An 11,969-nucleotide genomic window follows, 5' to 3' on the forward strand; every position below is an offset into this window, starting at 1 on the left:
CGACGAAAGGGTCAAACAGTCGCCTCAATCAAAAGCCTGCCATTGGCCCTGCACTTTGATTTCGCAGGGCTTGAAGCGGGATTTGTAATTCATTTTGGGGCTGCCATCGATCCAGTAACCCAGGTAGACATAGGGCAGACCCAGTTGGGCCGCTTGCTGGATTTGCCAAAGTACCCCGAAGGTGCCAAAGCTGGCCGTTTCATCGGGTTGGTAAAAGGTGTAAACCGCCGATAAACCGTGGTTGAGCACATCGACGATGCTGACCATCTTCAGTTCACCGAGTTCCTCGCCAACGCCTGGGGCTCTGAATTCCACAATGCGGGAGTTGACACGGCTTTGCAACAGGAACTGGGTGTACTGGTCGACGCTGTCGTGGTCCATGCCGCCACCCGGGTGACGCGTGTTCTGGTAGCGCAAGTACAGGGCGTAATGCTCGGGGTCGTAATGCAAGTCGAGCACACGCACCTGCAAATTTCGGTGCGCTTGCCAAGCGCGACGCTGGCTGCGGTCGGGTTTGAAAGCGTCCACCCGCACGCGCAAAGGCTGACAGGCTTGGCAGCCATCGCAGTAAGGGCGGTAGGTGAACAGGCCGCTGCGCCGAAAGCCCTGCTCCACCAAGTCTGCGTACACCTCGTTGTGAATCAGGTGGCTGGGGGTGGCGACTTGGGAGCGGGCGGAGCGGTTGGGCAGGTAGCTGCACGCATAAGGGGCTGTGGCGTAAAACTGCAGTGCCTGCAGCGGGAGTTCTTTGAGTTGGGTCATTTGGTGGGGGCCGTCAATGAAGCCAGAGCCGGCCAATTCAGGGACTGACGCGCCCAGTCGATGGGATCTTGTTCGCGCCCTTCGTGCACGCCGTGCACAAAGTCGCTGCGCGGTATTTCACGGGCCCCCAGCGAGCCCAGGTGGGGGGTGTTTTGCTGGCAATCAATCGCCTGGACCCCGTGTTGCAAGCAGACACTGACCAAGCAGGCCAGTGCCATCTTGGAGCCATCGCTGACGGTGGTGAACATGGACTCGCCAAACACAGCGCGGCCCAAGGCCACGAAGTACAGGCCTGCCACGAGGTCGCCCTCGATGCGCAATTCACAGCTGTGGGCCAGGCCCATGCGGTGCAGTTCTTCGTAAGCAGCCACCATTTGGGGCACGATCCAGGTGCCTTTCTGGCCAGGGCGAGGCGATGAGGCGCAGCGTTGGATGACCTGCGAGAAGTCGCGGTCAAAGCACATTTCAAACTGGTGTGTCAGGCTCCAGCGTTTGAGGCTTTGCTGCAGCGATCTGTGCAAGCGAAAATCGCGCGTTTTCAGCACCATGCGGGGGTCGGGGCTCCACCACAGGACGGGCTGACCCACGTTGAACCAGGGGAAAACGCCTTCGGCGTACGCTTGCATCAAACGCGGGGCCGACACATCTTTGCTGGCGGCCAGCAGACCTGGGGCGGGCGATGAGGCCCCCCAAGCCTGGCTGACCGGCGGAAGGGCCTGGCCCTCCACAATCCAGGGCAGTTCAGGGGCATGTGCGTTGGCTTCGGCTTCGCTGGTCATGGCGCAATTACACAATAAAAGCCGCAGTGCGGCGTGGCGCTATCATTTTGCGGATGCAAAACCTGCCCGCTCACTGGATACAACCCGATTGGCCGACCCCCACCCGCGTTCGCGCGCTCATGACCAGTCGCCAGGGCGGGGTTTCGGTCGCCCCATGGGACAGCATGAATCTGGGGGACCATGTGGGTGACCGGTCGGCCGATGTGCACACCAACCGTGAGCGCCTGGCGGCGCAGATTGGGCACATGCCGGTGTTTTTGCAACAAGTGCACGGGGTGGCCAGTTTGCAACTGGGCGCGGCCACGCCCCAGGGGCTGGTGGCCGATGCCTGCTGGAGCCGCGATCCGGGTGTGGCCTGCACCATCATGGTGGCCGATTGCTTGCCGGTGTTGCTTTGCGATGCAGCAGGGCGCTGGGTGGCTGCAGCCCATGCGGGCTGGCGTGGGCTGGCGGGGCCGGCTGTGGCCACCCCGTCAAAAGGGATGGGCGTGCTGGAGAGCCTGTGGGCCAACATCCAGCTTGCGGGGGTCGATGTGTCGGACGTGCTGGCGTGGCTGGGGCCCTGCATCGGACCGCAAGCCTTTGAAGTGGGGCCCGAAGTACGGGCCGCTTTTGACGATGGTTCGCCCGAGGTACAGGCGCTGTTCACGCCGACAGGCCACGGAAAATACAGGGCCGATCTGGCTGGTTTGGCTCGGGTGCGCTTGCAGGCCTTGGGCATCACACGCGTGTTTGGCAACGACAGCAGCCTGCCATGGTGCACAGTGTCAGGGTCGGCGCTCTTCTTTTCCCACCGCAGGGACAGCCGCCACCTCGGGCAAAGCGGCCGCATGGCCGCCTGCATCTGGCTGGACCGCTGAGTCGGGCTGGATTGGACCACCTGCGGCCTCTTGCCTGGCCTGTTGTTCCTGTTGGCGAATGGCCTTGCGGCGCAGGGGTGTGCCCATCAGGTAAACCACCAAGGCCATGGGCAGCAAGCCATAGAACACAAAGGTGATGATGGCCCCCAGCACGCTGCCTTGCGAGCTGAAGGCTTCAGCCAGGGCCATCAGCAGGGTGACGTAAAGCCAACCAATCACGATCAAATACATGATTTTTTTAGCCCTTGTAATTTATGTGACAACAAACTGAAAGATACTCGGAACCAGAGAATTGAGAAAAACGATCGATTCAGGAGAAAAACGATGAGCACTTTCACGCCGGAATTTTGGTCCCAAATGAGCGAAGGCTTTCAGCAAGACCTGAGCAAAAGCTGGGGTCAGGCGATGCAGCATTTTCAGACCATGGATCTCGGTGGCTTGAAGCCATCGGCCGATGCGGCCGTGCCCCAGCTCAAATTCTCGCCTGAAAAGCTCCAGACCCTGCAAGGCCAGTACTTCAAAGACGCCTCTGAAATGTGGAATCAGAGCTTGCACAACAGTTTGCAAGTCAAAGACCGACGCTTTTCGGGCGAAGCCTGGGCCGCTAACCCCATGGCTACCTTCAGTGCCGCTTCTTATTTGCTCAATACCCGCACCCTGATGGGGCTGGCCGATGCGGTGGAAGCCGACGAGAAAACACGCACCCGCATTCGGTTTGCTGTCGAGCAATGGGTGGCTGCAGCTGCGCCCAGCAATTTTTTGGCCTTCAACGCAGAGGCGCAAAAGAAAGCCATCGACACACAAGGCGAGAGCATCGCCAAAGGCGTGCAAAACCTGGTGCATGACATGCAACAAGGGCACGTTTCGATGACCGATGAAAGCCTGTTTGAAGTGGGCAAGAACGTGGCCACCACCGAAGGTGCGGTGGTTTTTGAAAACGATTTCTTCCAGCTCATCGAATACAAACCGCTCACGGCCAAGGTCTATGAAAAACCGTTCTTGCTGGTGCCCCCTTGCATCAACAAGTTCTACATCCTCGACCTGCAGCCTGAAAATTCGCTGATCCGTTATGCGGTCAGCCAAGGCCACCGCACCTTTGTGGTCAGCTGGCGCAACCCTGACGCGTCGATGGCGCAAAAAACCTGGGACGACTACATTGAGCACGCGGCCATGGAGGCCATCCACACCGTGCAGGCCATCACCGGCGCACCCAAGATCAATGCTTTAGGTTTTTGCGTGGGCGGCACCATCTTGTCCACCGCGCTGGCCGTACTGGCCGCACGCGGCGAAAAGCCGGTGGCCAGTGCCACGTTCCTCACCACGCTGATCAACTTCACCGACACCGGCATTCTGGATGTGTTCATTGACGAGAACTTCGTCAAATTCCGCGAGCAGCAATTGGGCCAAGGCGGTTTGCTCAAGGGCCAGGACCTGGCGTCCACCTTCAGCTTTCTGCGTCCCAACGACCTGGTCTGGAACTACGTGGTGGGCAACTACCTCAAGGGCGAAACACCACCACCGTTTGACTTGCTTTATTGGAACAGCGACTCGACCAACTTGCCGGGTCCTTTTTATGCCTGGTACCTGCGCAACACCTACCTGGAGAACAACCTGGTCAAACCCCGCAAGGTCACCGTGTGTGGCGAGGCCATTGACCTGGCCAAGGTCGACATGCCCGTTTACATCTACGGCTCGCGCGAAGACCACATCGTGCCCATTGGTGGTGCCTATGCCAGCACCCAGGTGCTGCCGGGCAAAAAGCGTTTCGTCATGGGCGCTTCGGGCCACATTGCCGGCGTGATCAACCCGCCTGCGGCCAAAAAACGCAGCCACTGGTTGAGCGAGGGCACAAAATTCCCGGCCGAGGTGAACGACTGGATCGCCAAGGCCAAAGAGGTGCCAGGCAGCTGGTGGACCGATTGGTCCAACTGGCTCAAGGGCCATGCGGGCAAGCAAATTGCCGCACCCAAGACCTACGGGAAAGCTGGCAAGTTCAAGGCCATCGAAGCGGCGCCGGGCCGCTACGTCAAGGCCAAGGCCTGATTCGTTTTTTTATTGGAGACACAAATGCAAGACATCGTCATCGTTGCAGCCGCACGCACCGCCGTGGGCAAATTTGGCGGCACGCTCGCCAAGACCCCTGCCACCGAGCTGGGCAGCATCGTCATCAAGGGTTTGCTGGCGCGCAGTGGCCTGCCCGTGGACGCCATTGGTGAGGTCATCATGGGCCAGGTGCTGGCCGCAGGCGTGGGTCAAAACCCCGCCCGCCAAGCCATGATGAAAGCCGGTGTGGCCCAGGAAACACCTGCTTTGACCATCAACGCCGTGTGCGGCTCGGGCCTGAAGGCCGTGATGCTGGCCGCGCAAGCCGTGGCTTGGGGCGACAGCGAAATCGTCATCGCTGGCGGTCAGGAAAACATGAGCGCCAGCCCGCATGTGTTGAACGGCAGCCGCGACGGCCAGCGCATGGGCGACTGGAAAATGACCGACACCATGATCGTGGACGGCCTGTGGGACGTGTACAACCAGTACCACATGGGCATCACCGCCGAAAACGTGGCCAAAGCCCACGGCATCACCCGCGACATGCAGGACGCCCTGGCCGCAGGCAGTCAGCGCAAAGCCGCGGCCGCGCAAGACGCGGGCAAGTTCAAGGATGAAATTGTTGATGTGCTGATTCCTCAGCGCAAGGGCGATGCGCTGGTGTTCAACACCGACGAGTTCATCAACAAGAAAACCACCGTGGACGTCTTGGCAGGGCTGCGCCCGGCGTTTGACAAGGCGGGCAGCGTGACGGCGGGCAACGCCTCGGGCATCAACGACGGCGCTGCCGCCGTCATGGTCATGAGCGCCAAGAAGGCCGCTGCTTTGGGCCTCAAGCCGCTGGCCCGCATTGTTGCTTTTGGCACCAGTGGCCTGGACCCGGCCACCATGGGCATGGGCCCCGTGCCTGCGTCGCAAAAGGCGCTGGCCCGCGCGGGCTGGAAAGCCCAGGACGTGGACTTGTTTGAGTTGAACGAAGCCTTTGCCGCACAAGCTTGCGCCGTCAACCAGGCGCTGGACATCGATCCGGCCAAGGTCAACGTCAATGGCGGTGCCATCGCCATCGGTCACCCCATCGGCGCGTCCGGTTGCCGCATTTTGGTGACCTTGCTGCACGAAATGCAGCGCACCCAGGCCCAAAAAGGTCTGGCCGCCTTGTGCATTGGTGGCGGCATGGGCGTGTCCCTGGCCATCGAGCGCGTTTAACCAAAAGCCGCCCAGACCCCATAGATTGGCACACTGCCCAGCGGTATAAGGGCAGCCAACCTGGAGGATTTGAGTGGGCTCACTTCATTTCACTGCACTCATCACAAGGAGACAATCATGAGTCAAAAAGTAGCGTACGTCACAGGCGGCATGGGCGGCATCGGGACCGCGATCTGCCAGCGTCTTCACCAAGATGGTTTCAAGGTCATTGCCGGTTGCGGTCCGACCCGGGACTTCACCAAATGGATCAACGAGCAAAAAGCGCTGGGCTTCACCTTCTACACCTCGGTGGGCAACGTGGGCGATTGGGATTCCACCGTCGCTGCATTCACCATAGCCAAAGAAGCGCATGGCGTCATTGATGTGCTGGTGAACAACGCCGGTATCACCCGGGACCGCGTGTTTTTGAAGATGACGCGCGAAGACTGGGATGCGGTGATCGATACCAACCTGAACTCCATGTTCAACGTGACCAAGCAGGTCGTGCCCGACATGGTGGAAAAAGGCTGGGGCCGCATCATCCAGATCTCGTCGGTCAACGGCAACAAGGGTCAGGCAGGCCAGACCAACTACTCGGCCGCCAAAGCGGGCATGCACGGTTTCTCGATGGCCTTGGCCCAAGAGATGGCCACCAAAGGCGTGACCGTGAACACCGTCAGCCCCGGCTACATTGGCACCGACATGGTCAACGCCATCCGCCCTGATGTGCTGGAAAAAATTGTGGCCACCGTGCCCGTCAAGCGTCTGGGCAAGCCCAGCGAAATCGCTTCCATCGTGGCCTGGTTGGCCAGCGAAGAGGGCGGTTACGCCACCGGTGCGGACTTCTCGGTCAACGGGGGTCTGCACATGGGCTGATGCCTTGCCTGCAGGGTCGTAGCCACAAAAAACCCGCCTCGGCGGGTTTTTTGCGTCTGCATGAGCATTCGGGTCAATGGCCCACTTGTTTCCCTGTACCCACCATTTGCATGGCCGAGGCGATCAAGCCAGACACTTCGGTCATGTTGCCCGGCACGATCAGCGTGGTCTTGGCGTCTTGCGCCACCTTGCTGTAGGCCTGCACCGCTTGCTCGGCCACTTTGAGCTGCACCGCCATTTCACCGCCGGGTTGGCGAATGGCGCTGGCAATGCGCTCAATGGCTTGCGCCGTGGCATTGGCCATTTCGGTGATGGCCGCCGCATCGCCTTGGGCTTTGTTGATGGCCGCTTGCTTTTCGCCCTCGGATCGGGCGATGAAGGCCTCGCGCTCACCGGTGGCGATGTTGATTTGTTCCTGGCGGCGGCCTTCGGAGGCGGCGATGAGCGCACGCTTTTCACGCTCGGCGGTGATTTGCGACTGCATCGCCAGCAAAATTTCCTTGGGCGGTGTCAGGTCCTTGATTTCGTAGCGCAAGACCTTCACACCCCAGTTCAAAGCGGCTTCGTCGATGGCTTGGACCACTTGGGCGTTGATGATGCTGCGCTCTTCAAAGGTTTTGTCCAGCTCCAGTTTGCCGATCACGCTGCGCAAGCTGGTTTGCGCCAGCTGGGTCACCGCCATGATGTAGTCCGACGCGCCATAGCTGGCCAGTTTGGGGTCGGTCACCTGGAAATACAAAATGCCATCCACCTGCAGCTGCGTGTTGTCACGCGTGATGCAGATCTGGCTGGGCACGTCCAGGGGCACTTCTTTGAGGCTGTGTTTTTGAATCACCTTGTCGACAAAGGGCACAACAAAGTTCAGCCCCGGGGTCAGGCTGGCGTGGAACTTGCCCAAACGCTCGACCACCCAAGCCTGCTGCTGGGGCACGACCTTGACGGTTTTGACGATGAACAGGATCGCGATGATCACGAGAATGGCAGCGATTTCCATGGAGGGATTCCCTTTGCAGTGGTGAGAGCGGCATGCTCAAGTTTTCTCAAGCACCAAGCGGTTACCCGCCATGGCCTGAATTCGGTAAACGCCTGGGGCCGCGGTCTGGCCTGGTGCCAGCACGGCTGTCCAAGCCGCACCACGGTGCTTGACTTGCGCCGTGCCCATGGCATCCCATGCCTGGACCTCTACGGTGGCACCCAGGTCCAGATGTTGGTCATGGGCTTGTGTGTCGGTGGTCACCTGGCGTTGACGCCATTGGCCCAGCAGCAACGCGCCTGCGCCACCGACGAGGGCGGCCGCCACCAGCTGCGTGCTGATGGTGTAACCCGCCATGGCGGCCAGTGCTCCCGCCACAGCGCCCAAGCCCAGCATCAGCAGGTAAAACGTGCCGGTCGCCAGTTCCAATGCCACCAAGGCACCCGCCAGAACCCACCACATCGTTGTGTCGTTCATGCTTGTCCTTTCTGTTTTGATGCACGCATTGTCGTGGCTTTTTGCATGGGTCTTTATAGACCAGCCCCCGGGGCACGCTCCCATGGGCAACCCAAGCCCTGCACATGGCAAGGACAATCACGGCCCCTGCATTGGCCTGAACCCCGACGTGGGGGCCTGTCGCTGGCGCCCATGCTGCGTTTGGGCCGGGCTGCAACGAGGGATCGATGAGCAAAGTTTGGTCATAATGATTTGGTATTTTTTTCTGCTGGCGTGCTGGCGTGCTAGCGTGCTGGCACAACGAAGCGCAAAGCCAAGATTCAAAGTCAATTGTTTTTTGCCCCTGTTGGGAGTTCACGGCTTGACCACAGATGAAACTTCGGCCCCTGAATGGCGTTCTACCACCGATGCGCCATGGCCCGTTCACGACCCTTTGATGGGTGGGAAAGTCCATTCCCCGAAGCGCGTGCTTTTGTTGGGGGCGACGGGCACGATCGGCATGGCCACCGCGCGGGCACTGGTTCAACGGGGTCACCAAGTGGTGTGTCTGCTCAGGCCGCGCCGAAGTGATCCACATCTGAAAGCCAACGAGGCCCGACCAGAAAGCTGGGTCGGGGTCACGGTTTTGTGGGGCAATGCGTCCGATCCAGAAGTTTGGAGCCAGCCGTCTTTCATGCAGGCCCGTTTTGATGTGGTGGTCTCTTGCATGGCCTCGCGCACCGGTTCTCCTCAAGATGCGTGGCGGGTTGATCACCAAGCCCATGTGTGGGCGCTGCAAGCGGCACAAACGATGGGCGTGAGGCATTTTGTGCAGCTGTCGGCCATCTGTGTGCAAAAGCCCTTGTTGGCGTTTCAACATGCCAAGCTGGCTTTTGAAAAAACCTTGATCTCATCGGGCATGACCTATTCCATCGTGCGACCCACTGCTTTTTTCAAATCCCTGTCCGGCCAGCTCCAGCGTGTCAAAAAAGGCAAGCCATTCTTGATTTTTGGCGACGGGCAGTTGACCGCTTGCAAACCCATCAGCGACGACGATTTGGCCGATTTTCTGGTGGGGTGTCTGGACGATGTGTCGCGACATAACCAGATCTTGCCCATCGGCGGGCCGGGGCCAGCCATCACGCCGCTGGCGCAGGGCGAGCATTTGTTCGCTTTGCTGGGGATGCCGCCGCGTTTCAAGCGTGTTCCGGTGGGCCTGATGGACGCCATCGTGGGTGTGTTGAGCGTGTTGGGCAAGCTCATTCCCGCTGCTGCGGACAAGGCCGAGCTGGCCCGCATTGGGCGGTATTACGCCACCGAGTCCATGTTGGTGTGGGACGCTCAGGCACAGCGCTACGATGCGCAGGCCACACCCTCGCATGGCTCACAAACGCTGTTGGATGCCTATGCCCGTTGGGTCAAAGGGGAGGGCGCGCCCGATCGCGGGGAACACGCGGTTTTTTAAGCACCGTTCTTCTGCCGCTCATGTCATGGCGAGCCAAGTCATGCAGTTGTAAGGTTGACGATCACAAGGGGGCTGGTGGGCTTGTTCACTGGCTTTTAGTGAAGGTGCGACGCGCATGTTCATCGCCAGTCGATCACCATCTTCAAGCACCCAGGGTCGCCAAAGGCCACCTCATAAGCGCGTTGTGCGTGCTCGGCGGTTTCGGTATGGGTCAGCAAGCCGTCCAGGGGCAAGGAGCCATCGTGGAACATGGCAACCACCTCGTCGAGGTCGTGTTTTTTCCATTGCGCGGCGACACGCACCGTGGCTTCACGCATGAAGGCGGGGGCGTAGGCAAAGGACAAGTCTTGTTTGTAGAAACCGGCCAACACCACTTCGCCGCCTGGGGCCATCTTGGCAATCACTTTGTTCAAAATGCTGGCGTCACCGCTGACGTCGCAAATGCAGCGGTAGTCCTTGCGCACATCCTGGTCGGGGTGGATGACGTCATACCCAAGCGCGCCTTTTTGCCTGACCGTTTGGGTTTCCCAGACCACCGGCGCAGGTCGGCCTGCGGCCACCACCATGCGCGCCAAAAGTCGGCCCATGATGCCGTGGCCAATGATGAGGTCGGGGTAGGCCAACGGCATGGCCTCGCGGCCCACGGTGAACACATGGTGAGCCGTGGCAGCCAAGGCCAGCAGCACACCCTTGGCGCCCAGGGCCGGGTCCAACTTGACAGCCCGTTCATGCGGCACCACCAAACGCTCACCCGAACCGCCAAAGATGTTTTGCACCCCTTGGAACGCGTAAGAGCCGGGTAAAAACACCAGGTCACCGACGGCCAAGCCCGTGACGTTGGTGCCTATTTTTTCAATGGTGCCCACGGTTTCATAGCCCGGCACCAAAGGGTAGGACAAGCCCGGAAAGGGCGGCATGGTGCCCTCCCACAGCAAGCGTTCGGTGCCGGTGCTGATGCCGCTGAACGACACCGCCACCTCCAGGTCGCCGGGCCCCATCGGGGCGAGTTCCAATTCACGAACACTCAAGGAGTGGGGCGCTTCAAAAACAATGGCTTTGGCTTTCATGGGGGGTATTTTGACGCACTTGAAAATTTGTCGCATACCAGCACCGCTTCGTTCGCGTGCGCGACACCGTGGCGCGAAGCTCAACGCACATTCGAGCCTTTGAGCTGCGGCAGCGCCAGTCAGTCAACCCTTGTTTTGCCCACATAATGTCCCTTGAAAAGCAGAGGGACGGGTTGACCGCATGACGATGAAGTGGGTGTTTATGGGTGCTTTTATTTTGGCCGCCGTGGTGTTCGCATTCTGGACGCCAGACATGTCCCCAATTGACCTGGAGAAACGGTACGCCAAGCCTGGGCTTGCGGTGGTTGAAGTCGATGGTTTGAACATCCATTACAAAGACACAGGCCCCAAAAGTGCACCGGTTCTGTTGTTGTTGCACGGCTTTGGCTCCAGTTTGCAAACTTGGGACGATTGGGCCGCCCAGCTGGACAAGCATTACCGTGTGATCAGGCTCGATCTGCCCGGCTTCGGCTTGACGGGCCCCAGCCCGGTGAACGATTACTCAGAAGAAAAAGATTTGGCCACCTTGACCCATTTCGTGGACAAGCTGGGGATCGCCGAGCTGTCGGTCATTGGCCACTCCATGGGCGGCAAAATGGCTTGGACTTTCGCGGCCGCACAAGGGCCACGCGTCCAAGCCCTGGTCTTGATGGCGCCTGACGGGTACCCCCAAGCGCAAGACATCGGCACCAAACCCTATGCCATGCCAGCGGTCATGGGTTTGATGAAGTTTTTCTTGCCCAAGTACTTGGTTCGAAAATCTCTGGAGCCTGCTTTTTTCGATGCCACTGCTTTGGATGAGCGCCTGGTTGAACGCTACCACGACATGCTCAGAGCGCCGGGTGTCCGAGGGGCCATTTTGGAGCGAGGCCAACAGACGGTTTACACCGACCCCGTGCCCCGTTTGAAGAAAATCACCGCCCCGACATTGCTCCTTTGGGGGCAAGACGATCTCATGATTCCCAGCCGCAACGCCCAAAGCTATGCGGGTGTTTTGGCGGACGCCCAAACCGTGGTGCTGCCCAATCTGGGGCATTTGCTGCAAGAAGAGCAGTCGCACCTTGGTTTGGCCCCAGTCACCCAATTTCTCAACAAAAAACTGCAAGCGGTGAAATAAACGGCTTGGGGAACCAATGCCAGAGCCCCGTCACAAGGCTTGAGAAACCCTGATTTTGCGCCATGCCCCAGTCAATTGGGGTATCAGCGCCAAGGCCAGCCACTGGCCCGCGTTGATCCAGGACAGGGTCACTCAGCCCCTTTTTTGCAGGCGGCACCGACTTGGTGTGGGCGCAACGCATGCGTTGTGATGCGCTTGTACCGCCCACCCGCCTGAAAAAGCATCTCTCAGCCCCGCGCACCGTGCGCTTGCGGGTCCAAGCGGCTTGTGCCGTTGGGCCGATTCGACGACCCCTGCCAACCCAGCCCGACGCAAAGCTGAGTGTCAACATGTATTGACAACTTATTTTGTCTTGTTATATTGACATCTGGGTATGTCATATTTCATTGACAGGCTCCTGAAACAAG

At 59.6% G+C, this 11,969-nt stretch carries 12 protein-coding genes; 6 read left to right on the plus strand and 6 right to left on the minus strand.

The features are described 5' to 3' along the window. Positions 1-24: 24 nt before the first annotated feature. Together ACIQ47_RS00475 and aat are read right to left on the minus strand one after the other, a co-directional pair. On the minus strand, positions 25-762 hold the full coding sequence (locus ACIQ47_RS00475) for an arginyltransferase (RefSeq protein WP_396436302.1): 738 nt from the start codon (positions 760-762) through the stop codon (positions 25-27). Continuing rightward, a complete protein-coding gene (gene aat, locus ACIQ47_RS00480; protein ID WP_396436303.1) occupies positions 759-1,541 on the minus strand; it encodes a leucyl/phenylalanyl-tRNA--protein transferase in 783 nt (260 codons plus the stop codon). Before aat ends, ACIQ47_RS00475 begins: the two co-directional genes overlap by 4 nt. A gap of 119 nt (positions 1,542-1,660) precedes the next feature. Between aat and pgeF the strand changes: the two genes are divergently transcribed. Continuing rightward, positions 1,661-2,401 (plus strand): peptidoglycan editing factor PgeF, encoded by a 741-nt coding sequence (gene pgeF / locus ACIQ47_RS00485; RefSeq protein ID WP_396436304.1) that lies wholly within the window; start codon positions 1,661-1,663, stop codon positions 2,399-2,401. Here pgeF and ACIQ47_RS00490 read toward each other — a convergent pair. Next, positions 2,309-2,632 (minus strand): hypothetical protein, encoded by a 324-nt coding sequence (locus ACIQ47_RS00490; protein ID WP_396436305.1) that lies wholly within the window; start codon positions 2,630-2,632, stop codon positions 2,309-2,311. The genes pgeF and ACIQ47_RS00490 overlap by 93 nt on opposite strands. Before the next feature lie 93 nt (positions 2,633-2,725). On the opposite strand from ACIQ47_RS00490, the gene ACIQ47_RS00495 reads away from it, so the two are divergent. The 3 genes from ACIQ47_RS00495 (at position 2,726) to phbB (ending at position 6,505) form a co-directional block, all read left to right on the plus strand. Next, positions 2,726-4,444, plus strand: coding sequence for a PHA/PHB synthase family protein (locus tag ACIQ47_RS00495; RefSeq protein ID WP_396436306.1), 1,719 nt, complete (start codon positions 2,726-2,728; stop codon positions 4,442-4,444). Between the two features lie 24 nt (positions 4,445-4,468). Then, the gene (locus tag ACIQ47_RS00500; RefSeq protein WP_396436307.1) at positions 4,469-5,650 is read left to right on the plus strand and encodes an acetyl-CoA C-acetyltransferase; all 1,182 of its coding nucleotides are present in this window, start codon (positions 4,469-4,471) and stop codon (positions 5,648-5,650) included. Between the two features lie 117 nt (positions 5,651-5,767). Further along, positions 5,768-6,505: an acetoacetyl-CoA reductase gene (gene phbB / locus ACIQ47_RS00505; RefSeq protein WP_396436308.1), complete on the plus strand. Its 738-nt coding sequence runs from the start codon at positions 5,768-5,770 to the stop codon at positions 6,503-6,505. 73 nt (positions 6,506-6,578) lie between these two features. Here phbB and ACIQ47_RS00510 read toward each other — a convergent pair whose 3' ends face one another. Further along, positions 6,579-7,499 carry an SPFH domain-containing protein gene (locus ACIQ47_RS00510; protein WP_396436309.1) on the minus strand — a complete coding sequence of 307 codons (921 nt, stop codon included), beginning with the start codon at positions 7,497-7,499 and terminating at the stop codon, positions 6,579-6,581. A 36-nt stretch (positions 7,500-7,535) separates the two neighbouring features. Next, complete coding sequence (locus tag ACIQ47_RS00515; protein ID WP_396436310.1) at positions 7,536-7,955, minus strand: NfeD family protein; 420 nt, start codon at positions 7,953-7,955, stop codon at positions 7,536-7,538. A 340-nt stretch (positions 7,956-8,295) separates the two neighbouring features. Here ACIQ47_RS00515 and ACIQ47_RS00520 point away from each other — a divergent pair, with 340 nt between their 5' ends. Next, on the plus strand, positions 8,296-9,378 hold the full coding sequence (locus tag ACIQ47_RS00520; protein WP_396436311.1) for an NAD(P)H-binding protein: 1,083 nt from the start codon (positions 8,296-8,298) through the stop codon (positions 9,376-9,378). Between the two features lie 119 nt (positions 9,379-9,497). On the opposite strand, the gene bchC is transcribed toward ACIQ47_RS00520, so the two are convergent. Beyond that, positions 9,498-10,445, minus strand: coding sequence for a chlorophyll synthesis pathway protein BchC (gene bchC / locus ACIQ47_RS00525; RefSeq protein ID WP_396436312.1), 948 nt, complete (start codon positions 10,443-10,445; stop codon positions 9,498-9,500). Between the two features lie 253 nt (positions 10,446-10,698). On the opposite strand from bchC, the gene ACIQ47_RS00530 reads away from it, so the two are divergent. Next, positions 10,699-11,562 carry an alpha/beta fold hydrolase gene (locus ACIQ47_RS00530; protein WP_396436313.1) on the plus strand — a complete coding sequence of 288 codons (864 nt, stop codon included), beginning with the start codon at positions 10,699-10,701 and terminating at the stop codon, positions 11,560-11,562. Positions 11,563-11,969: the final 407 nt, after the last annotated feature.

The organism is Limnohabitans sp. (assembly GCF_044373035.1).
Lineage (GTDB): Bacteria > Pseudomonadota > Gammaproteobacteria > Burkholderiales > Burkholderiaceae_C > Limnohabitans_A.

Bases quoted from the DNA above. Each gene is read 5' to 3' on its own strand.
- ACIQ47_RS00495 (WP_396436306.1), top strand. From the start codon at position 2,726: ATGAGCACTTTCACGCCGGAATTTTGGTCCCAAATGAGCGAAGGCTTT.
- ACIQ47_RS00515 (WP_396436310.1), bottom strand. From the start codon at position 7,955: ATGAACGACACAACGATGTGGTGGGTTCTGGCGGGTGCCTTGGTGGCA.
- ACIQ47_RS00530 (WP_396436313.1), top strand. From the start codon at position 10,699: ATGTCCCCAATTGACCTGGAGAAACGGTACGCCAAGCCTGGGCTTGCG.
- ACIQ47_RS00490 (WP_396436305.1), bottom strand. From the start codon at position 2,632: ATGTATTTGATCGTGATTGGTTGGCTTTACGTCACCCTGCTGATGGCC.
- ACIQ47_RS00510 (WP_396436309.1), bottom strand. From the start codon at position 7,499: ATGGAAATCGCTGCCATTCTCGTGATCATCGCGATCCTGTTCATCGTC.
- pgeF (WP_396436304.1), top strand. From the start codon at position 1,661: ATGACCAGTCGCCAGGGCGGGGTTTCGGTCGCCCCATGGGACAGCATG.
- phbB (WP_396436308.1), top strand. From the start codon at position 5,768: ATGAGTCAAAAAGTAGCGTACGTCACAGGCGGCATGGGCGGCATCGGG.
- bchC (WP_396436312.1), bottom strand. From the start codon at position 10,445: ATGAAAGCCAAAGCCATTGTTTTTGAAGCGCCCCACTCCTTGAGTGTT.
- aat (WP_396436303.1), bottom strand. From the start codon at position 1,541: ATGACCAGCGAAGCCGAAGCCAACGCACATGCCCCTGAACTGCCCTGG.
- ACIQ47_RS00500 (WP_396436307.1), top strand. From the start codon at position 4,469: ATGCAAGACATCGTCATCGTTGCAGCCGCACGCACCGCCGTGGGCAAA.
- ACIQ47_RS00475 (WP_396436302.1), bottom strand. From the start codon at position 762: ATGACCCAACTCAAAGAACTCCCGCTGCAGGCACTGCAGTTTTACGCC.